This window comes from Streptomyces sp. NPDC046821, from assembly GCF_040645335.1.
In the GTDB taxonomy this organism is placed as follows: domain Bacteria; phylum Actinomycetota; class Actinomycetes; order Streptomycetales; family Streptomycetaceae; genus Streptomyces.
In genome coordinates this window covers 370,505-394,704 of sequence record NZ_JBEYYB010000004.1, presented here as the reverse complement: position 1 = coordinate 394,704, position 24,200 = coordinate 370,505, and the positions used below count along the sequence as shown (strand labels likewise).

Here is a 24,200-nt window from a genome sequence, read left to right as displayed (position 1 = left end):
GGCGACACGCACGTCAGGCCCGGCTTGAGAACCTGCCCCCATGGCACAGACGGAACGGTTCGCAGAGCGCACGCCGGCCGCGGACGGGGTCGCCTCCGTGGTGGCCCGGATGCGTGAACTGGCACGCTCCTGGCCGGCCGGGGACGGGGTGGCCGTCTTCAACCGCGTCTATCTGTCCGTCACGGAAGAGGTCGGAAGGCACATCGCCGGCGGCCGGTTCGCCGACGCCTCGGCGGCGGCCACACTGGACGTCCGGTTCGCCGAACGCTACTTGAACGCCGTCGACCCCGACCGGCTCCCGCCCGCCTGCTGGCGCCCGCTGCTCCAGTTCCGTCGCCATCCCGGGGTACGCCCACTCCAGTTCGCACTTGCCGGCATCAACGCGCACATCGGCCACGACCTGGCGCTCGCCGTCATCGACACATGCCGTGAACTCGGCTGCGAACCGGCTGCCATGGAGGACGAGTTCGACCGCGTAGGCGATCTCCTCGTCTCCCTGGAAGAACGCATTCGCGAAGATCTGATGCCGGGCCCCGACCTCCTCCAGGTCGCCGATCCCCTGACCCATCTGCTCGGCTCCTGGACCCTGGAACGCGCCAGGGACGCGGCCTGGGCGGCGGCGCGCGCCCTGTGGGTGCTGCGCGGATCCCCGGACGTCACCGAGGAGTTCACCCGCCGCCTGGACACCTCGGTGGGTCTGGTCGGCCGGATGCTGCTCACCCCGCTGCCGGACTGATCCGGCCATACGTCCGCCTTCGACCCGGAACTCTGCGGCCGCCGCTGTACGTTGACAGAGCGTTACCGAGACAGAGGATGCGAACGCGAAGGAGCTCACGGCATGACGACCCGACTCGGCCTCGGCCTCCCCCAGATGAAGCAGTACGACATCGGGCGCGACATCCCGGCGGTGGCCCGCGCCGCCGAGCGGATCGGCTACGACAGCCTGTGGGTCTTCGAGCGGATCCTCTTCCCAGAACCGGCCCGCCAAGGGCTCTACGGAGTCCCCGGTCTCCCCTGGCCAGACCAGTACCGCTCCGTCGCCGACCCGCTCGTCTCCCTCACCCTGGCGGCCGCCGTCACCGAGCGCGCCCGGCTCGGCACGAGCGTGCTGGTCGCCCCGCTGCACGTACCGTTCCAACTCGCCCGCGCCCTGGCCTCGTTGGACGCCGCGAGCGGTGGCCGCGTCGTGGCGGGCCTCGGCACGGGCTGGTCCCACGACGAGTACGCGGCAGCGGGCGTCGCCCCGTTCGAGCAGCGCGGCAAGGTCCTGGACGAGCTGCTCGACGTGTGTGCCGCCGTGTGGGGCCCCGACCCGGTGGCGTACGAGGGTGAGCTGACGACGATCGCGCCGTCCGTGGTCGGGCCGAAGCCCGCGCGGCCGATCCCGGTGCTGCTGCCGGCGAACAGCCCGAGATCCGCGCGCCGGCTCGTCGACCGCGCGGCCGGCTGGATGCCGGGGGCCGCGGGCGCCGACGCGCTCGCCGAGCAGTGGAAGGGACTTCGGGAGCTGGCCGAGGAGCGCGGCCGCAAGGACCCGATCCAGAGCGTGCTGCGGGTGAACACGGTCTATACGCGCGAGGATTACGTGGGTGAGGACCGCCGCCCGTTCCAGGGCAGCGTCGCCCAGATCGTCGAGGACCTGGTGGCCCACGCCGAGGTGGGCCTGGAGGAGATGCTGATCGACCTCCAGGGCCGCGTCCGCGACGCCGAGGAACTGACGGACCTGGCGGCGGAGGTGTACGAGACGGCGAGGGCGGCGGGGGTCTGACGCGTCAGCGCGCCGTCGGCGTATGTGAGGTGAGCGGGCCTCAGCGCGTGGCTGGTCTCTGAGCCGTGCGGGCCCCGGCACACCACCGGGGCCCGCCCACCACTCAGCCGTCGTCAGTCCTCCGGCAGCTCGACCGGCGCGATCTCGTCGTAGACGTCGCCCGGACCGGGGTTCGTCCCGTCGGTCGCGCCGCCGAACTGGTGCATGACGCCCCAGACGGCGTTGAGCGCGGTCTGCACGGCGCCCTCGGCCCAGCCGGCCGTCCAGGAGATGTCGTCGCCCGCGAGGAAGATGCCGCGCTTGTCCTCGGGGAGGCGGTCCTGCATGAAGTGCGTGAACAGGCGGCGCTGGTAGCGGTAGTGCCCCGGCAGGTTGGCCTTGAACGCGCCCATGAAGTAGGGCTCGTTCTCCCAGGACACGGTCACCGGGTTGCCGATGATGTGCTTCCGGATGTCGACGTTCGGGTAGATCTCGCCGAGCGACTTGAGCATGACGTCCATGCGCTCGTTCGCCGACAGCGGCAGCCACTTCAGGCTGTCGTCGCACCACGTGTACGACAGGCAGATGGTGGCCGGCTTGTCCGGGCCGTCGTCGAGCAGGTAGGTGCCGCGCGTCATCCGGTCGGTGAGCGTCATCGACATGGTGTCGCGGCCGGTGACCTCGTCCTTGTCCAGCCAGAACGGCCGGTCCACCGGAATGAAGAGCTTGGAGCTCTCCATGTAGTGGGTGCGCTCGATCGCCGTCCAGTGGTCGATCGGGAAGAGCGAGTCGTCGCAGTCGACCTTGGAGAGCAGCATCCAGGACTGCGCCGTGAAGATCGCCGCCTGGTAGGTGCGGATGTCGCCGGAGGCGTCGGTGACGGTGATGTGGTTGCCCGCGGTGCGGTGCATCCGCGTCACGGCCGGGCGCGGCTTGCCGCTCTCGTGCAGCGAGGCGAGCGACGTGCCGTACGGCCAGTGCACGATCTTCTGGGGCTCGCGCTCCCACAGGCGCAGCGGGAGCTGCTGGCTGCCGCCGACGATGCCGCGGTGGTGGTCGTCGGCCTCGGTGTAGACGACGCGCAGGATCTCCAGGATGGAGTTCGGGAAGTCGGTGTCCCAGCCGCCGGTGCCGAAGCCGACCTGGCCGAAGATCTCGCGGTGCCGGAAGGACTTGAAGGCCTCGGAGTCGCAGAGGAACCCGTAGAACGTCTGGTTGTCGAGCTTGTCGACGAGCTTCGACCAGATCTCGCGGATGCGCGGGACGTCGCGTTCGCGCATGGCGCGGTTCATGTCGGAGAAGTCGGCGCCTTCTTCGAGGCAGGCGTTCCACGCGTTCATGACGTCGCGGTAGACCTGCGGCAGGTCGTCGACGGTGACGGCGTAGTGCGACTCGCCCTTGAGGTCGACGACGGTCGACGGGGTCTCGGGGGCCAGCGGGTTGGGGAACGACCGGGTCTCGAGACCGACGAGGTCGATGTAGTGCTGGAGGGCGGTCGACGACGGCGGGAAGCGCATCGCGCCCATCTCGGCGGTGAGGCCTGCGGCCTCGGCCGGGGTGCCGTCGAAGCCGACGGTCCGCAGCCGGCCGCCGATCTGGTCGGCCTCGTACACGACGGGCTTGAGGCCCATCTTCATCAGCTCGTACGCGGCGACGATGCCGGACAGGCCACCGCCGATGACGGCGACCTCGGTGCCGTGCTCGGTCGCCGGTATCTGACCGAGGCCCGCGGGGTGCGCGAGGAAGTCGTCGTACGCGTACGGGAAGTCCGGCCCGAACATCGTGATGGGGGGCTGCGCCTCGGTGTGCTGGACGGCGTTGGGCACCATGGACGTCATGGGGTACGGACTCCTTGCGGGGGAACTGAGGTGAGGAAGGTTCAGAGGACGCGGGCGCGCTCGGACCGGCTGCGGGTCGGGCAGCCGGTCGGTGGAGGGCCCTGCGGCGGATCAGCGGCCGGTCAGCGGCGCGTACAGGTCCGGCCGGCGGTCGTGCAGGTACGGGTTGGTGTCGCGGGACGCGGCCAGGAACTCGGGGTCCACGTCGCCGGTGACCAGCTCCTCGCCGCGCCCGGCACGCGCCCTGGCGCCGCCGTCGGGACCGGCGAGCGTGGAGAGCCCGACGAACTCGAACTCCCCTTCCTGGCCGATCCGGTTGACGTACGCGACGTACATCTGGTTCTCGAAGGCGCGCACCGGCACGAGGGACTCGGGGACGAAGTGGTACGGGTGCATCTGCGCCGTCGGGACGAGCAGCAGGTCGGTGCCGGCGAGGGCGTGGGCCCGTACGTTCTCCGGGAATTCGACGTCGTAGCAGATCATGAGGCCGATGCGGACACCGTCGAGGTCGGCCTGGACGACGGCCTGGTCGCCGGGGGTGAACGCGTCGCGCTCGAAGGGGCCGAAGAGGTGCGTCTTGCGGTAGTTGGCGAGGCGCGTGCCGTCGGGGGCGATGAGCTGGGCCGAGTTGTAGACGGTCTCGCCGTCGCGCTCCGGGTAGCCGTAGGCCACCGCGAGGCCGTGCCGGGTGGCGGTTTCGGCGATCGCCTGCGCCGAGGGGCCGTCGGCGGGCTCGGCGAGCCGGGCCACGTCGTCGCCGATCGCGTACCCGGTCAGGAACATCTCGGGGACCACGAGCAGCCGGGCACCGGTGGCGGCGGCGCGGGCCGCGCCCTCGTCGAGCACCTTGAGGTTCTCGGCGACGGACCCGGGGCGGCCGGAGCTCTGGAGCAGGGCGGTGCGCAGCGGCGGCATGGCAGTCCTCGGAGGCGTACGGAAAGGGGGAGGAAGGATCGAAATAGACGGTACTTTTCCGCCGACCTGTGCGACAAGACTCGACTGTTGCGTCTTCTTGTGCGTTCCGTTGCGCCTGAAGTGCCGTCAGCGGCGATTTGTTGCGCGCCTGTGCAGTAGGCCCGTATCAACGGCGCGGCGCCCTTCCTGACGGTCGAGAAACCGTCAGGAAGGGCGCCGGCGACTGCTGGTGCCGTGGGGCGTCAGGCGGGCGAGCCCGACGTGTAGCGCCGCATCAGCGGAGACAGGACGAGCACCGACTTGGTGCGCTCGACGAACGGCTCCCCCGCGATCTTCTCCAGGACCCGCTCGAAGTGCCGCATGTCGGAGGCGAAGACCTGGACGATCGCGTCCGCGTCACCGGTCACCGTGGACGCCGAGGCGACCTCGGGATAGCGCTCCAGACCCCGCTTGATGGCCTCGGGCGAGGTGTTGCTGCGGCAGTACATCTCGATGAACCCCTCGGTCTCCCAGCCGAGCGCGGCCGGGTCGACGCGGACCGTGAACCCCGTGATCGCCCCGGTCGCCCGCAGCCGGTCCACGCGCCGCTTGACGGCGGGCGCGGACAGGCCGACGAGCTGGCCGATGTCGGCGTAGGAGCGGCGGGCGTCCTCGGCGAGGGCGTGCACGATGCGTTCGTCGAGATCGTTCAGCAAGGCAGGTTGTTCACTTCTCTGGAGCAGGCTCTGAGGCGAGTCGGGAGCGACGGGCCCCGTAGAGGAAGTAGAACACGAGGCCGACGGCCATCCACACACCGAAGACCACCCAGGTGATGGCGGACAGGCTGCCCATCATCCAGACGCAGAAGCCGAAGCCGAGCGCGGGGAGGACCGGCGCGAGCGGCACCCGGAAGGTGCGCTTCATGTCGGGGCGGGTGCGGCGCAGGACGACAACGGCGACGTTGACCAGGGCGAACGCGAAGAGCGTGCCGATGCTGGTCGCGTCGGCGAGCTGGCCGAGCGGGATCGCGGCGGCGAGGACACCGCAGAACAGCGAGACGATCACCGTGTTGGCGCGCGGCGCCCCGGTCTTCGGGTGGACCTTCGAGAACACCTTGGGCACGAGGCCGTCGCGGGACATCGCGAACAGGATGCGGGTCTGGCCGTAGAGCACGGTCAGGACGACCGACGCGATGGCGATGACGGCACCGGCAGCGAGCAGCGTCGCCCAGAACGTCTGTCCGGTGACGTCCTTCATGATCCCGGCGAGCGCGGCCTCCGAGTCGTTGAACTGCTTCCACGGCTTGGCGCCCACGGCGACGGCCGCGACGAGGACGTACAGCGCGGTGACGATGACCAGCGACAGCATGATGGCGCGCGGCAGGTCGCGCTGCGCGTTCTTGGCCTCCTCACCGGCGGTGGAGGCGGCGTCGAACCCGATGTACGAGAAGAACAGGGTCGCCCCGGCCGCGCTCACGCCGGCCATGCCGAGCGGCATGAAGTGCTCGTAGTTGCCGGACTGGAAGCCCTTGATGCCGATGGCGCAGAACAGCAGCAGCGCCGCGATCTTCACGATGACCATGATCGTGTTGGCGCGCGCCGACTCACGGGCACCGCCGAGCAGGAACACCATCGCGAGGAGTACGACGATCAGCGCCGGCAGGTTGAAGATGCCGCCGTCGCCGGGGGGCGCGGAGAGGGCGTCGGGGATGGTGACGCCGATGGTGCCGTCGAGCAGTTCGTTCAGGTACTGACCCCAGCCGACGGCGACGGCCGCGACCGAGACGCCGTACTCCAGGACCAGGCACCAGCCGCAGATCCAGGCGATCAGCTCACCCATCGTTGCGTACGCATACGAGTAGGAGGAGCCCGCGACCGGGATGGTGCCGGCCAGCTCGGCGTACGAGAGCGCCGAGAACAGGGCCGTGAGACCTGCGATGACGAAGGAGATGGTGACCGCGGGGCCCGCCTTGGGGACGGCCTCGCCGAGCACCACGAAGATGCCGGTGCCGAGCGTGGCACCGATGCTGATCATGGTCAGCTGCCACAGGCCCATCGAGCGGCGCAGGTTGCCGCCCTCACCGTGTCCGCCCTCCGCGACCAGCACTTCCACCGGCTTCCGCCGCATCAGCCGGGCGCCGAGCCCCGGGACGGTGGGCTCGAGTGTGGGGGTGCGCGGGGGTGCGCCGTGATCGGGCACGGGCTGGCTCCTTCATCGCTGCCGGTCAGGGGGTGCGGGCGGCCGCCGAGCAGCAGCAGCCCACACCAGAAACCGGGGGAACCGCCGTGCAGGCCGTCCCGCCACGCCACGTACAGCGCACGACTCTAAACGGTTTCTCTTCCCAGCTGTAATGCAGCAACCTTGCGTGTGCGCGACGGAACGTTGCGTGGTGCGTCCGCAGGCGAACAAACGTTGCGCAGTTGCCCGCGCCCCTGAAGGGGCGTGGGCAACTGCGCAACGTGCTAACTCCAGCTGGCGTGCAGCGGCTTGCCCTCCGCGTAACCGGCCGCACTCTGAATCCCGACGACAGCCTTCTCCTCGAACTCCCCGAGGGAAGACGCCCCGGCGTACGTGCAAGAAGAACGAACGCCCGCGATGATCGAGTCGATCAGGTCCTCGACGCCCGGACGCTGCGGGTCGAGGAACATCCGCGACGTCGAGATGCCCTCCTCGAACAGCGCCTTGCGCGCCCGGTCGTAGGCGGACTCGTCACTGGTCCGGTTCTTCACGGCACGCGCCGAGGCCATACCGAAGGACTCCTTGTACGCGCGGCCCTGGGCGTCGTGCTGGAGGTCGCCCGGCGACTCGTACGTACCGGCGAACCAGGACCCGATCATCACGTTCGACGCACCGGCGGCGAGCGCCATGGCGACGTCGCGCGGGTGCCGGACGCCACCGTCGGCCCACACGTGCTTGCCGTACTTCTTCGCCTCGGCGGCGCACTCCAGGACGGCGGAGAACTGCGGCCGGCCGACGCCGGTCATCATGCGCGTGGTGCACATCGCGCCGGGGCCCACGCCGACCTTGATGATGTCGGCGCCGGCCTCGATGAGGTCCTTGACTCCCTCGGCGGCGACGATGTTGCCCGCCACGATCGGCACCTGCGGGTCGAGGCCGCGGACGGCCTTGATCGCCGCGATCATCGACTCCTGGTGGCCGTGCGCGGTGTCGACGACGATGGTGTCCGCACCCGCGTCGAGCAGCAGCTTGGCCTTGCCCGCCACGTCGCCGTTGATCCCGACGGCGGCCGCGATGCGCAGCTTGCCGTTCGTGTCGGTGGCCGGGGTGTAGAGCGTCGCGCGCAGGGCGCCCGTGCGGGTCAGGATGCCCGCGAGGCGGCCGTCCGCGCCCACGGCGGGGGCGTAGCGGCGGTTGGCGTGGTCCAGCTTGTTGAAGGCGTCCCGCGGGTCGATGTCCGCGTCGAGGAGCAGCAGGTCCTTGGACATGACCACGGACAGCTGCGTGAAGCGGTCGACGCCGGTCAGGTCCGCGTCCGTGACGACGCCGATCGGCTTCTGGTCCTCGTCGACCACGACGCCGGCGTTGTGCGCGCGCTTGTTCAGCAGCGCGAGGGCGTCGGCGACGGTCTGGTGCGGGGCGAGCACGATGGGGGTGTCGAGCACCAGGTGGCGGGTCTTGACCCAGGAGATGACCTCGGTGACCACTTCGATCGGGATGTCCTGCGGGATGACGACGAGGCCACCGCGACGGGCGACGGTCTCGGCCATGCGCCGACCGGCGATCGCGGTCATGTTGGCGACGACCAGAGGAATCGTGGTCCCGGAACCGTCGGGCGACGCGAGGTCGACCGCCTGCCGCGAACCGACGGCGCTGCGGCTCGGCACCATGAAGACGTCGTCGTAGGTCAGGTCGTACGCAGGCTTGATGTCATTGAGGAAACGCACGTGCTGCTCATCCCAGTCGATCAGAGGTGGCCCCCGGGCAGGTCAGCCGCGGGGGAAAAGCACGTACTTCAGTGTCCCATGGCATGGATGTCCCATGCTCACGGAGGATTATCCAGTGGTTTCGGAGGGTGGGTGGTCCGATCCTCCAAGGGTCAGCGCGACCAGGAGCCTCGGACTGCGTTCGCGCCTGCGGTCGACGGCGTCGGAGAACACGTCGAGCGCGGTTTCCCACTCCTCGGGGCGGGCGCCCGCGTAGGTGCGCCAGCCGATGACGGACAGCAGCAGCGCCTGGTCGGTGCCGTCGGGCCAGAACGAGACGTCGGTGAGGACGTCGAAGAGGGCGTCCCAGTTACGGCCGAACCAGTCCGGCAGTTCCAGGTCGCGCACGCACCGGTCCATGAACTCGGCCTTGTCCTTGACCCCTTCGAGGTCGAGGACGCGGATCTTGTCGAGGGAACTCCCGGTCATCGCAGCACCGCCTTGAACGACTGGTAGTGGTCATCGGTGTAGTACGTCTCGTGGCCCTGCCCGGTGACGATGCGCCGGGCGCCCCTGTCACGCGAGCCCGGGGTGGGGACGGTGTACTCGTGGTAGTACCCACGGTTCTGCCGGGGAAGCTCCCGCTCGAAGTTCCCGAAGACGGTGCCGTCCTTGGTGTACGGGTAAGGCCCGCCCTTGTCGATGAGACCCAGGGTCGTACGGGCCTGCGCCGGGAGCGCTGACTCGGCGACCGTCGACATGCCGTGCGCCCAGGAGGGTACGGAACGGGTCGGTGCGGTCGGCCCGGTGGCGGGGCCCTTGCCGGAGGTGGCCTGTGCGGAGCACCCGGTGACCAGCAGGGCGAGGGCGAAGAGCAGGGGCGCGAGAAGACGTGGGAAAAGCCGCGGCAGCATGTCGCCGATGCTGCCACAGCAATCCAAGGTGAGCGCGGCGCACGACGCGGATTGCTGTGGGGATGCCGGGTCGGGGGGCACTGGGGCCCGCCGGGCCAGTGGGCCAGCGGGTCCCGCTGGGACGCCGGGTCAGCGGGTCACCAGGCCCGCCCGGGACGCGGAGTCAGCGGCTCACCCGGACCGCCGGGACACCGGGTCACCAGGCCCCAACGGGGCGCCCGGTCAGCCGGTCACCAGGCCCGCCGGACGCGAAGTCAACGGCTCACCGGACCGCCGGGAGGCCGGGGCACCAGGCCCCGCCAGGACGCCCGGCCAGCCAGTCACCAGGCACCGCCAGGGCGCCGAGTCAGCGGGTCACCGGCCCGCTCCGGGACGCCGAGTCAGCGGGCCCCACCAGGGGCACCGGGTCACCAGGCGCCGCCGGGACGCCAGGTCACCGGCCCCCGGCCCCCGCCAGGACAAGGCCTCAGACCCCGTCCGGATCCGCCCGGTTAAGCGCCGGCTTCGGCGACGGGCCCGCCGTCAAGAGGAAGTCCGCAGCCGCCGTGTCTGTGACGAGGCTGGTGACCAGGCCCGACCGGAGGACCGCGTCGATGGCCGACGCCTTGCGCTGGCCGCCGGCGATCGCGACGACCTCCGGGATCCGCCGCAGGCGGTCCGCCTCGACGGTGATGCAGCGCTCGCCCAGGTCACGGCCGACCCGGCGGCCCTCCGCGTCGAAGAGGTGCGCGGACATCTCCGCGGCGACGCCGAGCGAGGCGTAGTGCGCCCGCTCCTCGTCGCTGAGCATGTCGTGCACGGTCGAGATACCCGGCTCCCAGGAGCCGATGGACACGCAGGCGACGGTGACCTTGTCGAAGTACTCGAAGGCGCGGGCGATCCCCGTCTGGTTGCGCAGCGCGGCCGCGGTGGCCGGGTCCGGGAGCAGCATCGGCGCGTAGATCGGGTGCGCCTCACCACCGGAGACCTGGGCCGCGCGCCGTACCGCCTCGACGGACCCGCGCTCGGCGGTGCCCGCGTCGTAGACGCCCGTGAGCTGCACGACCGTGCACGGCGGCAGCCGGTCGAGCGCCGCCGCCATGTGAATGGTGGAGCGGCCCCACGCGAGGCCCAGCACGTCGCCCTCGGAGACCAGCTCGCCCAGGAGGTCGGCCGCGACCTCGCCGAGGTTCTCGGGGTCGGGAGACTCCTCGGCCTCGGCCGGGGACTCGACCACCACGGCGTGCCGCAGGCCGTAGCGGGCGCGCAGCGCGTCGGAGCGCTCCGCGTCGAGCTCGGCCGGTACACGGATCTCGATGCGTACGAGATCCCGTTCGAGCGCGGTCTCCAGGACACGGGCCACCTTGAAGCGGCTCACGCCGAACTCCTCGGCGATCTGGATCTTGGACTTGCCCTCGAGATAGAAGCGGCGGGCCATGGCCGCCGCCTGCACCAGCTCCGCGGGTCCCATCCGCATCGCTGAGCGACCCGGCGACAGTGCCGACACGGCGATCTCCTCACTGCTGTTCACAACCTGGATTCGCCGTTCATCCTTGCAGATGTGGCGCACTTGATCAGCCCTGATGGGCTGCGTTCACGTTCCCGTGGCTCAGTGGCCGCATACCCAGGCCGCGCCGGCCGACGCCGTCTCCGCCTGGGTGCGCAGTGCACGTACCGCCTGGGCCGGGTCCGCGGCGCCGTACACGGCCGATCCCGCGACGAAGACGTCGGCGCCCGCCTCCGCGCAGCGCTCGATGGTGGAGGCCGAGACTCCGCCGTCGACCTGGAGCCAGAGTTCGAGGCCGTGCTTGCTGATCAGCTCACGGGTGCGGCGGATCTTCGGCAGCATGATGTCGAGGAAGGCCTGCCCGCCGAAGCCCGGCTCGACCGTCATGATCAGCAGCATGTCGAGCTCGGGGAGCAGGTCCTCGTACGGCTCGATCGGGGTCGCCGGCTTGAGCGCCATGGACGCGCGGCCGCCCTTGGCGCGGATCTCGCGGGCCGTGCGGACGGGGGCGGCGGCGGCCTCCGCGTGGAAGGTGACGGAACTGGCGCCGGCCTCGACGTACTGGGGCGCCCAGCGGTCGGCGTCCTGGATCATCAGGTGGCAGTCCAGCGGGATGTCCGTCGCCCGCGCCAGGGACTCCACGATCGGCACCCCGAGGGTGAGGTTCGGGACGAAGTGGTTGTCCATGACATCGACATGGAGCCAGTCGGCGCCCTCGACCGCCTTCGCCTCGTCGGCGAGGCGGGCGAAGTCCGCGGACAGGATGCTGGGGTTGATCTGCACGGCCATGCCCCAAGACTGCCATGTCCGGCGCCGGTTGCCGTCCTCGGTCCAGACCTGTCCCACTCCCCGGACCCGGGTCGCCTCAGGCCGTGCGCCGGATCAGCGCCAGGTACATCGCGTCGGTGCCGTGCAGGTGGGGCCAGAGCTGGATGTCGGGGCCGTCGCCGAGCGCCGGGACGCCGGGCAGCATCGGGCGGGCGTCGACGAGTTCGACCCCGGGGTGGTGCTTCATGACGTCGTCGACGACCGCGCGGGTCTCGGCGAGGTGCGGCGAGCAGGTCGCGTAGCCGACAACTCCCCCCACGCGTACGGATTCAAGGGCCGTGTTCAGGAGCGCGCGCTGGAGCGGTGCGAAGCCCTCCAGGTCCTCGGGCTGCCGTCGCCAGCGGGCCTCGGGCCGGCGGCGCAGCGCGCCGAGACCCGTGCAGGGCACGTCCATGAGGACGCGGTCGAAGGTGCCGGGGCCCCACGGCGGACGCGTGCCGTCCGCGGCGATGACCTGGTACGGGCCCGGGTTCCCGGCGAGCGCGTTCGCCACGAGGCGGGCGCGGTGGGGCTGCTTCTCCGAGGCGAGCAGGGACGCGCCGCGCTCGGAGGCGAGGCCGGCGAGCATGGCCGCCTTGCCGCCGGGACCTGCGCAGCCGTCGAGCCACTTCTCGTCGCGGCCTTCGATCGGCACGTTCGCGAGGGCCAGCGCCACGAGCTGACTGCCCTCATCCTGAACGCCCGCGCGTCCGGAGCGCACGGGGTCGAGCGACCCGGGCTCCCCGCCCTCCGTGAGCCGCACGGCGTACGGCGACCAGCGCCCCGGAAGCGCGGCCTCCTCGCCGACCTCGTCCAGGACGGTGTCCGCCGTCGTCCGGCCCGGCCTGGCCACGAGCGTGACCTCGGGCCGCTCGTTGTCGGCCTCCAGCAGGTCCTCGATCCCGGCCCGGCCGCCGCCGAGCGAGTCCCAGAGCGCGGACACGATCCATCGCGGATGCGAATGCACCACGGCGAGATGGTCCTCGGCGTCCTCCTCGTACGGGGGCGCGACCTTCTCCACCCATCCGTCGAGGTCGTCCTGGGAGACCTTGCGGAGCACGGCGTTCACGAACTTGGCGCGCCCGTCGCCGAGCACCACGCGGGCCAGCTCCACGGATGCCGAGACGGCCGCGTGCGTCGGGATACGCGTCCCGAGCAGCTGGTGAACGCCCATGTTCAGCACGTCGAGCACGGGCGGGTCGACCTCGCGCAGCGGCCGGTCGATACAGGCGGCCACGATCGCGTCGTACGTGCCCTGCCTGCGGAGCGTCCCGTAGACCAGCTCGGTGGCGAGCGCCGCGTCCCGGGCGTCGAAGTCACCCTTCTCGCGGGCCTTGCGCAGCAGCGGAGGAAGCACGAGGTTCGCATACGCATCGCGCTCGTCCACGGCCCGCAGCGCCTCGAACGCGAGGATGCGGACCGGGTCCTTCTGCGGACGGCGGTACGGCTTGCCGGGCTTGCCCTGTTTACCGGAGGTACCGGGCTTACCGGAGGTACCGGGCTTGCCTGACTTCTGGGGACGCCGGCCGGGCTGGTCGTTCAAAGGTGCTCCGCTGCTGGTATCGGCGCTGCTGGTGTCAGCGCCGCTCGTCACTGCACTGCTGGTGTCAGCGCCGCTGGTATCGGCTCGAACCCTGGTACGGGCCCTGACCCGTTCAGCCTACGTCGGTCGCGCCGAGGCGCTCGCCCGGGGCGATCCGGACCCCGCGCGCCCAGTCGGCGGCGGCCATCGGCTTCTTGCCCTGCGCCTGCACCCAGAGCAGCTGCACGGCGTAGGAACCGGTGCCGACGTGCAGGTCCCGCTTGCCGACGCCGAGCTCACCGGGCGCGAGGTCTGTGCGGTCGGGTGCGAGCACGGCCGAGATCAGCTTGAGGCGCTCGCCCCGGAACACGGTCCAGGCGCCGGGCGCGGGCGTGCAGCCGCGCACGACGCGGTCCACGCGCAGGGCGGGCGCCGACCAGTCGACGTGCGCGTCCTCGACGGTGATCTTCGGGGCGACGGTGATGCCGTCGGCGGGCTGGGCCAGAGCCTTCAGGGAGCCGTCCTCGATGCCGTCCATGGTCGCGGAGAGCAGTCCGGCGCCCGCGAAGGCGAGCCGGGTCAGCAGGTCGCCGCTGGTGTCGGTGTGCCGCACCGTCTCGGTCACCGTCCCGTAGAGGGGGCCGGAGTCCAGGCCCTCCTCGATCAGGAACGTGGACGCCCCGGTGATCTCGTCGCCGGACATGATCGAGTGCTGCACGGGCGCGGCGCCGCGCCAGGCCGGCAGCAGCGAGAAGTGCAGGTTGACCCAGCCGCGGGCAGGGATGTCGAGGGCGACCTTCGGCAGCAGCGCGCCGTAGGCGACGACGGGGCAGCAGTCGGGGGCGATCTCCCGCAGCCGGGCCAGGAAGTCCTCGTCGCGCGGCTTCACGGGCTTGAGGACCTCGATGCCCGCCTCCGCCGCGCGCTCGGCGACCGGACTGGCGACGAGCCGGCGGCCGCGGCCCGCGGGAGCGTCGGGCCGGGTGACGACCGCGGCGACCTCGTGGCGGTCGGAGGCGATCAGGGCGTCCAGAGCGGGAACGGCGACCTCGGGGGTGCCTGCGAAGACGAGCTTCATAGGTGTCTTTCGGCCTCTCGGGGCAGGGACATGACGGGCGGCGCCCCAGTCTATGACCGTTCCGCCGGCCCTTTCCCGCCGGTATTTCGGGCGACGAGCCCCCGGGGGCGTACGCCTCGACGCGCGCCCCGTGCATATGTGCACACGCCCCTACAGCGTGACCCGTAACGGACTGGCGCGTTGGTCAAGGAAGAGTTGACCAACCATGGGCCGCGATTGCGGCCCCAATCCGTTTCAACGCCGGTTCGAGAGGCTTGTTCATGGCCGACCACGCAACCCACGACGCCCAGGCACGGGCCAGCCTGCACCTTCTGGTACGGGACATCGAGCGGGTCCGACGGCAGGTGGACGCGCTGCGCACCCTCACCGCCCAGTTGGGCAACGTCTACCGTCCGCGCCGCTCCGGCCCCTCCGCGGGCTTCGTCGTCTACGGGCGCGCGCCCGCTCCGACCGTCCGCCTCGCCCAGGAACTGCGCGACAGCGTCGAAACCCTGGTGACCGCCGCCGTGGACTTCGACCGCTCGCTCGGCTTCTCGTGGGACGCGGTGGGCTCGGCGCTCGGGGTGACGAAGCAGGCGGTCCACCGCCGGTACGGGGCCCGCCGGGCCGCGGCCCAGGCGGCCGCCGACGCCGAGCGCGCCACGGATCCGGTGGGCACGCGCCCGCCGGTGCCCGTCGGTACGACGACGATCCCGACCGTCCCCGCGGCGCGCTCCATGCCCGCGCAGCCGACGTCGGGGATCCTCCGCGAGGATCCCCGACCGACCTTCCCTGGGCCACGCACCGGGTGACGTGCGATTGCGCTCCCCGCGCCATGCGTGTGGGGAGCGCGGGTCTGGGTCCGGTCGATTGCCACGGCTGGCCCCGGTGGGGGTTGTTCGCGCAGTTCCCCGCGGCCCCTGAAATGCGCGCTGCGCGCAGCATTTCCCCGAGGGGATGCTGCGCGCTTCACGCATTTCAGGGGAAGGCGCGGCGGAGCCGCAAGCCTTCAGGGGCGCGGGGAACTGCGCGACCAGCCACAACGCACCCGCACCCAAAACACCCCCTCAGCCAATGTCCGGCGGATCCACCCGCACACGAACCGGCTCCATCCCGCCCCGAGCCATCCGCGCCGCCTGCGCCCGCTTGAGCGCCGCGGCAAGCGCCGAGCCACTCCCCGGCGGCACCCGGACCAGAACCCGCTCCCACCGCTCCCCCACCGGCGGCGCCCCGGGACGGCGCGCCGCTCCCGCAGGAGCGTCCGGGACCGGAACCGGCCCCAACACCTCGGCGTCACCCGGCAGTTCGACCGCCGACAGGAAACCGGCGAGAGCCTCAGCCGTACCGGCCACCGCCGCCATCCGCGACACCGGCGGAAACCCGAGCTCGGCCCGCTCGGAGAGCTCCCGCACAGCGTGCCCCACCGGATCCCACCGCACCAGCGCCTGCACAGGTCTCAGCGTCGGCTCGGCCACGATCACCACCGTGCCACCCGCTGCCTGCGGTCTCACCAGCGCCGCCGCCTCGATCCAGCGCCGCAGCGCGTCCTCCCCCGCCCGCAGATCGGGGCGCCCCAGCATCGCCCAGCCGTCGAGCAGCAGCGCCACCGCATACCCGCCCTCGGCCACCGGCTCCGCACCCGGCGTACTCACGACCAGAGCCGGCGCCCCCGGCACCGTGTCGAGCACCTGCTCACGCCCCGACGTCCGCACCGGCACCGCGGGGAACGCCCGGCCCAGCTCCTCCGCCGTCCTGCGCGCCCCCACGACCTGCGCCCGCAGCCGGAACCCCCCGCACTCCTGACAGTGCCAGGCACTCTCCTCCTGCCCGCACCAGCCACACTTCAGGGCGGCGGTCCCCTCGCTCGCCTCCAGCGGCCCGGCGCAGTGCCGGCACCGCGCGGGCTCCCGGCACCGCTCGCACGCGAGCCGCGGCACGTAACCGCGCCGCGGCACCTGCACCAGGACCGGCCCGGTCTTCAGTCCTTCCCGCACCACCTGCCACGCGAGGGTCGGCAGGCGCGCCGCCCGCGCCGCCTCGTCGCGCGCGAGATCCCCGTCCCCCACGGTCCGTACGAGGGGGGCGGCGCCCCGCACCTGTTCGCGTCCGGCGACCAGGGGCGCGGCCCAGCCACTCTCGACGAGCTGTGCGGCCTCGACCGTGCAGCTCCAACTCCCCAGCAGGAAGCCGCACTTGTCGTGCGCGGCCCGCAGCAGCAGGACGTCCCGCGCGTGCGGCTGCGGAGCGTGCGGCTCGGCATGACTGGAGTCTCCGTCGTCCCAGATGATCACAAGCCCCAGATCCCGTACGGGGGCGAACATCGCGGCCCGGGTGCCGACGACCGCCCGCACCGACCCGCGCCGCACCCCGAGCCATTCGCGGTACCGCTTCTCGGGCCCCGCGTCGGCGGTCAGCACAGCGTGCCGCCCCTCGCCGAGGACGGCGCCCAGCGCGGCGTCGACCCGCGCGACCGCCCGCCCGTCCGGGACCACGACCAGGGCCCCACGGCCCGAGGAGAGGGTGGCCGCCACGGCACGCGCGACTTCGTCGGCCCACTCGGGTCCGGGCAGCGCGTTCCACACGGCACGGGGTGAGCCGCCCGACGCGAGGGCCGACAGGAACCCCGGCCCGCGCTCGTACCGGCGCCAGCTCGCCGGGTCCGGCGCCGGCGGGGGCGGAAGGGGTTCGGGCGACGGCTTCTTCTCAGCGCGGGCGCTGCGGGGCGGAACAGCCAGTTGCAGGACGTCGGCGAGGCTGCCCGCGTATCGGTCGGCGACGGCGCGGGCGAGGCCGAGGAGTTCCTCCCCGAGGACGGGCTCGGGCGACACGACCTGGGCGAGCGCGGCGAGCGGGCCCTGGTACTCGGCCTCGGCGACGCGCTCCGCGAGGAACCCGTCGATCAGCCCGCCGCCCTCGCGGCGGCCGTCCCGTACGTTCTTCGACCCGGCGCCGAACCGCACGCGCACGCGGACGCCCGGCTGGGCGGCCTCGTCCAAGTCCTCGGGGACCGCGTATTCGAAGTAGCGGTCGAGATGGAGCACGCCCTTGTCCACGAGGACGCGGGCGACGGGCAGCGATTTCGCCAGCGGCGCGCCCCGCCAGGTCCGAGGCTTGGCCTTCGGAGCCTTGGCAGCTCGGACCGTCTCGCGGATGAACGCGAGCTGTTCCGGCTCGGGGCGGTCGTTCTGGCTGGTCACAGTTGCATTCCTACCAGAGAGGTCGGACATTGCTCTGCGGCCCGGTGGGGGCTGGTCGCGCCCCGCGGCGGAGCCGCTCATGACACAGCCCCGCGCCCCTGAAATGCGTGCGCTCCGCGGAGCATTTCCCCGAAGGGAAGCCGCGCGCAGCGCACATTTCAGGGAAGGCGCGGCGGAGCCGCAAGCCTTCAGGGGCGCGGGGAACTGCGCGACCAGCCACAACAAACCCGCACCCGAAAACAAACCGGGACCCGGCCTCCCGAAGGGAGAGCCGGGTCCCGGCGAAAAACGAACCGCTTACAGACCCGCAGCCTTACGAAGCGCCTCCACACGATCCGTCCGCTCCCACGTGAAGTCGGGAAGCGCCCGCCCGAAGTGGCCGTAGGCCGCCGTCTGGGCGTAGATCGGCCGGAGCAGATCGAGGTCGCGGATGATCGCGGCGGGCCGCAGGTCGAAGACCTCGGTGATCGCCTGCTCGATCTTGTCCGGGTCCACCGTCGCCGTGCCGAAGGTCTCGACGAAGAGACCGACGGGCTCGGCCTTGCCGATCGCGTACGCGACCTGGACCTCGCAGCGCGAAGCGAGGCCGGCCGCGACGACGTTCTTCGCGACCCAGCGCATCGCGTACGCGGCGGAGCGGTCGACCTTGGACGGGTCCTTGCCCGAGAAGGCACCGCCACCGTGGCGGGCGTAACCGCCGTACGTGTCGATGATGATCTTGCGGCCGGTGAGGCCGGCGTCGCCCATCGGGCCGCCGATCTCGAAGCGGCCGGTCGGGTTCACCAGAAGGCGGTAGCCCTCGGTCTCCAGCTTGATGCCGTCGTCGAGGAGCGCCTTCAGCTCCGGCTCCACGACGAACTCGCGGATGTCGGGGGCGAGCAGCGACTCCAGGTCGATGTCCGACGCGTGCTGCGAGGAGACGACGACCGTGTCGAGGCGGACGGCCTTGTCGCCGTCGTACTCGATGGTGACCTGGGTCTTACCGTCCGGGCGGAGGTAAGGGATGGTGCCGTTCTTGCGGACCTCGGAGAGGCGGCGCGAGAGGCGGTGAGCCAGGTGGATCGGGAGCGGCATGAGCTCGGGCGTCTCGTCGCACGCGTAACCGAACATCAGGCCCTGGTCGCCCGCGCCCTGCTTGTCGAGCTCGTCGTCGTCACCCTCGACACGCTGCTCGTACGCCGTGTCGACGCCCTGGGCGATGTCGGGGGACTGCGAGCCGATGGACACCGAGACGCCGCAGGAGGCGCCGTCGAAGCCCTTCTTGGAGGAGTCGTAACCGATCTCGAGGATCTTGTCGCGCACGAGCTGTGCGATCGGCGCGTAGGCCTTGGTCGTGACCTCACCGGCGACGTGCACGAGGCCAGTCGTGATGAGCGTCTCCACGGCGACCCGGGAAGTCGGGTCCTCCCGCAGAAGCGCGTCGAGAATGGTGTCGCTGATCTGGTCAGCGATCTTGTCGGGGTGACCCTCGGTCACGGACTCCGAGGTGAACAGGCGACGGGACACAACGCTCCCTGTGGTTGCAGCGGCTGCTGGCTGATCATTTGCGGTCGGCCGGGGGCTGCGCCCGGCGTCGTCCGTGACCAGTTTATCGGTCACGCCCGGCCGCTGGACCACGTGTCTCGCTACTTGGGAGCGCTGTGACCAGCGGCACTACGTTCTGCGGTACGACGATCAGCCTCGAAAAGGGGCCCGGGCGCCCGAAATTCCTGCATTTACCACGGTCCGGGACCCCCGATCGAGCGAAAAGACGCTCACTGGCCGTCGTAGATCGACTCCGTGGCGAGGGCGTCACCGGCGGACACCAGTCGGGTGACCGCGTCCCAGATCGTGTCGGAAAGCACTTCTTTCGGTCCGTACGGGACGGGCGTCTCGCTTCCGTCCGCGCCGAGCAGGACCGCCTCGTTCTCCTCGGAGCCGAAGGTCTTGCGCTCGCCCACCTCGTTGACGACGAGCAGGTCACAGCCCTTGCGGGCCAGCTTCTTGCGGCCGTTGGCGAGGACGTCGTCCGTCTCGGCGGCGAAGCCGACGACGACCTGACCCGGACGCTGCCGGTCCGCCGAGACCTCGGCGAGGATGTCGGGGTTGCGGACCAGGACGACGGGCTCGGGCTCGTGCCCGTCCTTCTTCTTGATCTTCCCTGTGGCATACGTCTCGGGGCGGAAGTCGGCCACCGCGGCCGCCATGACCACCACGTCCGCGTCCGCGGCCGCCGCGACGACGGCTTCGCGCAGCTCCACGGCCGTGCCGACGCGGACGACGTCGACGCCGGCCGGGTCGGGCAGCGCCGCGTTCGCCGAGAGAAGCGTCACGCGGGCGCCGCGGGCCACCGCCGTACGCGCGAGGGCGTAGCCCTGCTTGCCCGAGGAGCGGTTGCCGAGGAAGCGGACCGGGTCGAGGGGTTCGCGGGTGCCGCCCGCGCTGATGACGACGTGCCGCCCGGCGAGGTCCTGGTCGCCGGCGCGCTCGCCGCGTGCGAGGACCCGGCGCGCGAACTCGAAGATCTCGACCGGGTCGGGGAAGCGGCCCTTGCCCGTGTCGACGCCGGTGAGGCGGCCGACGGCGGGGTCGATGACGAGGGCGCCGCGGCGGCGGAGCGTGGCGACGTTCTCCTGGGTGGCCGGGTGCTCCCACATCTCCGTGTGCATGGCGGGGGCGAAGACGACCGGACAGCGGGCGGTCAGGAGCGTGTTCGTGAGGAGGTCGTCGGCGAGGCCGTGCGCGGCCTTGGCGAGCATGTCGGCGGTGGCGGGCGCGACGATCACGAGGTCGGCGTGCTGGCCGATGCGGACGTGCGGGACCTCGTGGACGGAGTCCCACACCTCCGTCGAGACCGGGTTGCCGGACAGCGCCGACCAGGTCGCCGCTCCCACGAAGTGCAGGGCGGACTCCGTCGGCACGACGCGTACGTCATGTCCCGACTCGGTCAGCCGGCGCAGGAGCTCGCACGCCTTGTAGGCCGCGATTCCGCCGCTGACCCCCAGAACGACCTTCGGCTTGTCCACCGTCCGTGCCTCCCCGCACAAATTCACGTTCACGTATCCGGAAACGTACGACACCCATGACACACCACAGGCCCGGCAGTCGCGCTGCCGGGCCTGAGATGAAGGAAAGAAACTGCGACTACTGAGCCGGGCCCTCGATGGCCTCGGACGTCAGCAGACCCGCGTTGATCTCGCGGAGCGCGATCGAGAGGGGCTTCTCGTGGACGTGGGTGTCGACGAGCGGGCCCACGTACTCGAGCAGGCCCTCACCGAGCTGCGAGTAGTACGCGTTGATCTGACGCGCGCGCTTGGCGGCGTAGATGACCAGGCTGTACTTCGAGTCGGTGGCTTCGAGCAGCTCATCAATCGGCGGGTTGATGATGCCCTCGGGCGCGGTGATGGAAGAGGACACTCTCTGCCTTCCGATGGGGTTAAAGATCAAAGAACCTTCATCAAGGCTAGCAGCTCGCTCGCTACATCCTCGACGGAGGTGTTGACAAGGGTCGTATCGAATTCGGCCTCGGCGGCGAGCTCCACCTTGGCGGCATCGAGCCTGCGCTCGATGACCTCGGGAGCCTCGGTCCCCCGGCCGGTGAGCCGGCGGACCAGCTCGTCCCAGCTCGGCGGGGCCAGGAAGACGAGCTGCGCCTCGGGCATGGACTCGCGCACGAGCCTGGCGCCCTGGAGGTCGATCTCGAGGAGGACGGGTTCGCCCGCTTCGAGCCGGTCCTGGACGGCCCGGCGCGGGGTCCCGTACCGGTTGCCCGCGAACTCGGCCGACTCCAGCAGCTCGCCGTTGGCGATCAGCTTGTCCATCTCCTCGTCGGTGACGAAGAAGTAGTGGACACCGTGCTTCTCGCCGGGGCGCGGCTTGCGGGTCGTCGCCGATACCGAGAGCCAGACCTCGGGGTGTTCCTTGCGCATATGGGCGACGACCGTGCTCTTGCCGACCCCGGAGGGGCCGGAGAGCACGGTCAGCCGCGGACGTTCACTCATACAGCGATTATTCCAGCAGTACCGCGATGTGCGGACCAGTCGGCCCGCACCCCGCGGAACTATGCGCCGGTGCTGCCGAACTCGCGCTCCAGGGAGGCGATCTGGTTGGAACCGAGTCCGCGCACGCGGCGGCTCTCGGAAATGCCCAGGCGCTCCATGATCTGCTTGGCGCGGACCTTGCCCACGCCGGGGAGGGACTCCAGGAGGGCGGAGACCTTCATCTTGCCGATGACGTCGTTCTCCTGACCCTGCTTGATCACCTCGTGCAGGGAGGCGCCGGAGTGCTTGAGTCGATTCTTGACCTCGGCCCGCTCCCGGCGAGCCGCGGCGGCCTTTTCGAGCGCGGCTGCGCGCTGTTCAGGGGTAAGGGGCGGAAGAGCCACGCCTACGTCACCTCGGATGTCGAACTGTCGGATACGGACCGGTGAGGAACCTAGCCGCCCCACACCTGGGGAGCAACGAGCAACGCGCTCGCCGATATCTCCCCCACTGCGTGAAGGGCGAGGGAGGTGCCCCCACTCGACGGAGACTAGCGGCCATGGCCGCCAGAGTCAGCGAGAACGGACGAAAAGTCCTGGTCAGCCTCCGCCAGGTCGGACATTACGGACATATAGCCCCGGATTTCGGCCCGGATCGGGACGCGCAAGCACCCGAAAGGCTCCACTGAAACATCACGGAATGGTCAAGGAGCCTCTTCAGGGCCCTCCAGAGGACCCTCTCCGCACCCCGAAACGCCCTCTCATCACGGCGAATCGTTCCTGCTGCCGGTCCGCGGAAGGTATACCGACGGTACGCCGAAGGCCCCCGCACCGAGATGCGGGGGCCTTCCGGGCGTCTCGCGGATCAGGCGGCGGCGACCGCCGCGCGGACCTCGTCGGCGAAGCGAACGGCCGCGTCGCGCAGCGCGTCGACGGAGGGGCCCGCCTTCAGGACGGCACGGCTGACGTTCGGGACGACGTTGCGCGTGGCAGCGCCGAACACACCCGGCAGGTCCGCCGGGGTCGCGCCCTGGGCACCGATGCCGGGTGCCAGAAGCGGACCGTTCATGTCCAGGTCGTACGAGGACAGGTCGCCCAGCGTCGCTCCGACGACGGCGCCGAAGGAGCCCATGGGGGTCTCGCCGGCGTTCTCCTCGGCGAGGTGGGCGAGCATCGTCGCGCCCACGTTGCGCCCGTCGGCGCGTACCGCGTGCTGGACCTCGCCGCCCTCCGGGTTGGAGGTGAGGGCCAGCACGAAGAGCCCGGCGCCGGACTCGCGAGCCAGGTCGACGGCGGGCTTCAGGGACCCGTAGCCGAGGTACGGCGAGACGGTCAGGGCGTCCGAGAACAGCGGGGAGTCCTTGTGCAGGAAGGTCTCCGCGTACGCGGCCATGGTCGAGCCGATGTCGCCGCGCTTGGCGTCCATCACGACGAGCGTGCCGGCGGCGCGCAGGTCGGTGACGGCGCGCTCCAGAACGGCGACGCCGCGCGAGCCGAACCGCTCGAAGAACGCCGACTGCGGCTTGACCACGGCGACGGTGTCGGCGAGCGCCTCGACGGAGATCCGCGTGAAGCGCTCCAGGCCCTCGATGTCGTCGTTCAGGCCCCAGGCCGACAGGAGCGCCGCGTGCGGGTCGATGCCGACGCACAGCGGGCCGCGCTCGTCCATGGCGCGGCGCAGACGGGCGCCGAAGGGTTCGAGAACGGTCATGCGCGGGCCTTCTTCACATCGGCGCCGACGGCGTCGGCGAGGGTGGCGTACGGAGAGTTGTTCAGGCGGGCGGCGAGGCCCTTGTGGATGGCGCGGGCGTAGAACGGGCCTTCGTAGATGAAGGCGCTGTAGCCCTGGACCAGCGTGGCACCGGCGAGGATGCGCTGCCAGGCGTCCTCGGCGTTCTCGATGCCGCCGACGCCCACGAGGGTGATGCGGTCGCCCACGCGCGCGTAGAGGCGCCGCAGGACCTCCAGGGAGCGGGTCTTGAGGGGCGCGCCGGACAGGCCGCCGGTCTCCTTGACGAGGGCCGGGTCGGAGGTCAGGCCGAGGCCGTCGCGCGCGATGGTGGTGTTCGTGGCGATGATCCCGTCGAGGCCGAGCTCGACCGCGAGGTCGGCGACGGCGTCGACGTCCTCGTCGGCCAGGTCGGGCGCGATCTTGACGAGGAGCGGGACGCGGCGCGAGGTGACGGTGCGGTCGGCGGCCTCGCGCACGGCAGTCAGGAGCGGGCGCAGCGCCTCGGTGGCCTGGAGGTTGCGCAGGCCCGGCGTGTTCGGCGAGGAGACGTTCACGACGAGGTAGTCGGCGTGGGCGGCAAGGCGCTCGGTCGACTTCACGTAGTCGGCGGCGGCGTCCTCCTCGGGCACGACCTTCGTCTTGCCGATGTTCACGCCGACGGTCGCCTTGCTGTGCTTGTTACCGAGGGCGGCCTTACGGGCGGCGAGGCGCTCGGCGACGGCGGCGGAGCCCTCGTTGTTGAAGCCCATGCGGTTGATGAGCGCGCGGTCCGGCACGAGGCGGAACAGGCGCTTCTTGGGGTTGCCGGGCTGCGGCTCGCCCGTGACGGTGCCGATCTCGATGTGGTCGAAGCCGAGCATCGTCATGCCGTCGATCGCGACGGCGTTCTTGTCGAAGCCGGCGGCGAGCCCGAAGGGGCCGTGCATCCGCAGGCCGAGAGCCTCCGTGCGCAGCTCCTTGTAACGGGGCGCGAGGGCGGCGGCCGCGAAGGTGCGCAGGACGGGCGTGCGGGCCGCGAGGCGGATCCAGCGGAAGGCCAGGTAGTGCGCCTGCTCGGGGTCCATGCGCTTGAAGACGAGATTGAAGAAGAGCTTGTACATGCCGTAAGTCCTAGCTGATGTGCCGGTGCGGTGCTCACGAAGAGCGGTGCTCACGAAGAGGGGG

General features: G+C 71.2%; 22 protein-coding genes. 3 read left to right on the top strand and 19 right to left on the bottom strand.

Annotated elements, in window-relative coordinates:
• Window positions 1-40 precede the first annotated feature (40 nt).
• The gene (locus tag ABZ893_RS10565; RefSeq protein ID WP_361399960.1) at window positions 41-736 is read left to right on the top strand and encodes a DUF5995 family protein; all 696 of its coding nucleotides are present in this window, start codon (window positions 41-43) and stop codon (window positions 734-736) included.
• Between the two features lie 102 nt (window positions 737-838).
• Window positions 839-1,768, top strand: a complete 930-nt coding sequence (locus ABZ893_RS10560) for an LLM class F420-dependent oxidoreductase (RefSeq protein WP_361399956.1) — start codon at window positions 839-841, stop codon at window positions 1,766-1,768.
• Between the two features lie 113 nt (window positions 1,769-1,881).
• Here the strand turns inward: ABZ893_RS10560 and ABZ893_RS10555 are convergent, their stop codons facing one another.
• From ABZ893_RS10555 to fmt, 11 genes are all read right to left on the bottom strand, one after another.
• Window positions 1,882-3,585: an NAD(P)/FAD-dependent oxidoreductase gene (locus ABZ893_RS10555; RefSeq protein ID WP_361399954.1), complete on the bottom strand. Its 1,704-nt coding sequence runs from the start codon at window positions 3,583-3,585 to the stop codon at window positions 1,882-1,884.
• 111 nt (window positions 3,586-3,696) lie between these two features.
• Window positions 3,697-4,500, bottom strand: a complete 804-nt coding sequence (locus ABZ893_RS10550; RefSeq protein ID WP_361399951.1) for a carbon-nitrogen hydrolase family protein — start codon at window positions 4,498-4,500, stop codon at window positions 3,697-3,699.
• Window positions 4,501-4,742: 242 nt separating this feature from the next.
• A complete protein-coding gene (locus tag ABZ893_RS10545) occupies window positions 4,743-5,195 on the bottom strand; it encodes an Lrp/AsnC family transcriptional regulator (RefSeq protein ID WP_361399947.1) in 453 nt (150 codons plus the stop codon).
• Window positions 5,196-5,205: 10 nt separating this feature from the next.
• Complete coding sequence (locus tag ABZ893_RS10540) at window positions 5,206-6,678, bottom strand: amino acid permease (RefSeq protein ID WP_361399944.1); 1,473 nt, start codon at window positions 6,676-6,678, stop codon at window positions 5,206-5,208.
• Between the two features lie 263 nt (window positions 6,679-6,941).
• Window positions 6,942-8,384: a GuaB1 family IMP dehydrogenase-related protein gene (locus ABZ893_RS10535; protein ID WP_361399941.1), complete on the bottom strand. Its 1,443-nt coding sequence runs from the start codon at window positions 8,382-8,384 to the stop codon at window positions 6,942-6,944.
• Between the two features lie 108 nt (window positions 8,385-8,492).
• A complete protein-coding gene (locus tag ABZ893_RS10530) occupies window positions 8,493-8,852 on the bottom strand; it encodes a barstar family protein (RefSeq protein ID WP_361399938.1) in 360 nt (119 codons plus the stop codon).
• A complete protein-coding gene (locus ABZ893_RS10525) occupies window positions 8,849-9,277 on the bottom strand; it encodes a ribonuclease domain-containing protein (RefSeq protein WP_361399935.1) in 429 nt (142 codons plus the stop codon). The genes ABZ893_RS10530 and ABZ893_RS10525 overlap by 4 nt, the downstream gene beginning before the upstream one ends.
• A gap of 466 nt (window positions 9,278-9,743) precedes the next feature.
• Window positions 9,744-10,787, bottom strand: coding sequence for a sugar-binding domain-containing protein (locus tag ABZ893_RS10520; RefSeq protein ID WP_361399932.1), 1,044 nt, complete (start codon window positions 10,785-10,787; stop codon window positions 9,744-9,746).
• Between the two features lie 78 nt (window positions 10,788-10,865).
• Complete coding sequence (gene rpe / locus ABZ893_RS10515) at window positions 10,866-11,552, bottom strand: ribulose-phosphate 3-epimerase (RefSeq protein WP_361399929.1); 687 nt, start codon at window positions 11,550-11,552, stop codon at window positions 10,866-10,868.
• Window positions 11,553-11,628: 76 nt separating this feature from the next.
• Complete coding sequence (locus ABZ893_RS10510; RefSeq protein WP_361399926.1) at window positions 11,629-13,113, bottom strand: transcription antitermination factor NusB; 1,485 nt, start codon at window positions 13,111-13,113, stop codon at window positions 11,629-11,631.
• Window positions 13,114-13,225: 112 nt separating this feature from the next.
• Window positions 13,226-14,170: a methionyl-tRNA formyltransferase gene (fmt, locus tag ABZ893_RS10505; RefSeq protein WP_361399923.1), complete on the bottom strand. Its 945-nt coding sequence runs from the start codon at window positions 14,168-14,170 to the stop codon at window positions 13,226-13,228.
• Window positions 14,171-14,430: 260 nt separating this feature from the next.
• On the opposite strand from fmt, the gene ABZ893_RS10500 reads away from it, so the two are divergent.
• Window positions 14,431-14,961, top strand: coding sequence for a hypothetical protein (locus ABZ893_RS10500; protein WP_361399920.1), 531 nt, complete (start codon window positions 14,431-14,433; stop codon window positions 14,959-14,961).
• Between the two features lie 255 nt (window positions 14,962-15,216).
• Here ABZ893_RS10500 and ABZ893_RS10495 read toward each other — a convergent pair whose 3' ends face one another.
• The 8 genes from ABZ893_RS10495 to ABZ893_RS10460 form a co-directional block, all read right to left on the bottom strand.
• Window positions 15,217-17,376, bottom strand: coding sequence for a primosomal protein N' (locus ABZ893_RS10495; RefSeq protein WP_361400212.1), 2,160 nt, complete (start codon window positions 17,374-17,376; stop codon window positions 15,217-15,219).
• Window positions 17,377-17,643: 267 nt separating this feature from the next.
• Window positions 17,644-18,852 (bottom strand): methionine adenosyltransferase, encoded by a 1,209-nt coding sequence (metK, locus tag ABZ893_RS10490; RefSeq protein ID WP_361399917.1) that lies wholly within the window; start codon window positions 18,850-18,852, stop codon window positions 17,644-17,646.
• Between the two features lie 248 nt (window positions 18,853-19,100).
• Complete coding sequence (gene coaBC / locus ABZ893_RS10485) at window positions 19,101-20,351, bottom strand: bifunctional phosphopantothenoylcysteine decarboxylase/phosphopantothenate--cysteine ligase CoaBC (RefSeq protein WP_361399914.1); 1,251 nt, start codon at window positions 20,349-20,351, stop codon at window positions 19,101-19,103.
• 118 nt (window positions 20,352-20,469) lie between these two features.
• A complete protein-coding gene (rpoZ, locus tag ABZ893_RS10480; protein ID WP_005319902.1) occupies window positions 20,470-20,742 on the bottom strand; it encodes a DNA-directed RNA polymerase subunit omega in 273 nt (90 codons plus the stop codon).
• Between the two features lie 26 nt (window positions 20,743-20,768).
• Entirely contained in the window at window positions 20,769-21,326 is a 558-nt protein-coding gene (gene gmk / locus ABZ893_RS10475; protein ID WP_361399911.1) for a guanylate kinase, read from the bottom strand.
• Between the two features lie 59 nt (window positions 21,327-21,385).
• Window positions 21,386-21,709 carry an integration host factor gene (locus ABZ893_RS10470; RefSeq protein WP_026246651.1) on the bottom strand — a complete coding sequence of 108 codons (324 nt, stop codon included), beginning with the start codon at window positions 21,707-21,709 and terminating at the stop codon, window positions 21,386-21,388.
• Window positions 21,710-22,169: 460 nt separating this feature from the next.
• Window positions 22,170-23,015 (bottom strand): orotidine-5'-phosphate decarboxylase, encoded by an 846-nt coding sequence (gene pyrF, locus ABZ893_RS10465; RefSeq protein ID WP_361399907.1) that lies wholly within the window; start codon window positions 23,013-23,015, stop codon window positions 22,170-22,172.
• Complete coding sequence (locus ABZ893_RS10460) at window positions 23,012-24,136, bottom strand: quinone-dependent dihydroorotate dehydrogenase (protein WP_361400209.1); 1,125 nt, start codon at window positions 24,134-24,136, stop codon at window positions 23,012-23,014. Before ABZ893_RS10460 ends, pyrF begins: the two co-directional genes overlap by 4 nt.
• Between the last annotated feature and the right edge of the window lie 64 nt (window positions 24,137-24,200).

What these genes read in the sequence shown, in the direction of transcription:
- pyrF (WP_361399907.1), bottom strand. Translation starts at nt 23,015, where the DNA reads ATGACCGTTCTCGAACCCTTCGGCGCCCGTCTGCGCCGCGCCATGGAC.
- ABZ893_RS10530 (WP_361399938.1), bottom strand. Translation starts at nt 8,852, where the DNA reads ATGACCGGGAGTTCCCTCGACAAGATCCGCGTCCTCGACCTCGAAGGG.
- ABZ893_RS10525 (WP_361399935.1), bottom strand. Translation starts at nt 9,277, where the DNA reads ATGCTGCCGCGGCTTTTCCCACGTCTTCTCGCGCCCCTGCTCTTCGCC.
- ABZ893_RS10560 (WP_361399956.1), top strand. Translation starts at nt 839, where the DNA reads ATGACGACCCGACTCGGCCTCGGCCTCCCCCAGATGAAGCAGTACGAC.
- rpe (WP_361399929.1), bottom strand. Translation starts at nt 11,552, where the DNA reads ATGGCCGTGCAGATCAACCCCAGCATCCTGTCCGCGGACTTCGCCCGC.
- ABZ893_RS10460 (WP_361400209.1), bottom strand. Translation starts at nt 24,136, where the DNA reads ATGTACAAGCTCTTCTTCAATCTCGTCTTCAAGCGCATGGACCCCGAG.
- ABZ893_RS10555 (WP_361399954.1), bottom strand. Translation starts at nt 3,585, where the DNA reads ATGACGTCCATGGTGCCCAACGCCGTCCAGCACACCGAGGCGCAGCCC.
- gmk (WP_361399911.1), bottom strand. Translation starts at nt 21,326, where the DNA reads ATGAGTGAACGTCCGCGGCTGACCGTGCTCTCCGGCCCCTCCGGGGTC.
- ABZ893_RS10500 (WP_361399920.1), top strand. Translation starts at nt 14,431, where the DNA reads ATGGCCGACCACGCAACCCACGACGCCCAGGCACGGGCCAGCCTGCAC.
- ABZ893_RS10565 (WP_361399960.1), top strand. Translation starts at nt 41, where the DNA reads ATGGCACAGACGGAACGGTTCGCAGAGCGCACGCCGGCCGCGGACGGG.
- ABZ893_RS10550 (WP_361399951.1), bottom strand. Translation starts at nt 4,500, where the DNA reads ATGCCGCCGCTGCGCACCGCCCTGCTCCAGAGCTCCGGCCGCCCCGGG.
- ABZ893_RS10495 (WP_361400212.1), bottom strand. Translation starts at nt 17,376, where the DNA reads ATGTCCGACCTCTCTGGTAGGAATGCAACTGTGACCAGCCAGAACGAC.
- fmt (WP_361399923.1), bottom strand. Translation starts at nt 14,170, where the DNA reads ATGAAGCTCGTCTTCGCAGGCACCCCCGAGGTCGCCGTTCCCGCTCTG.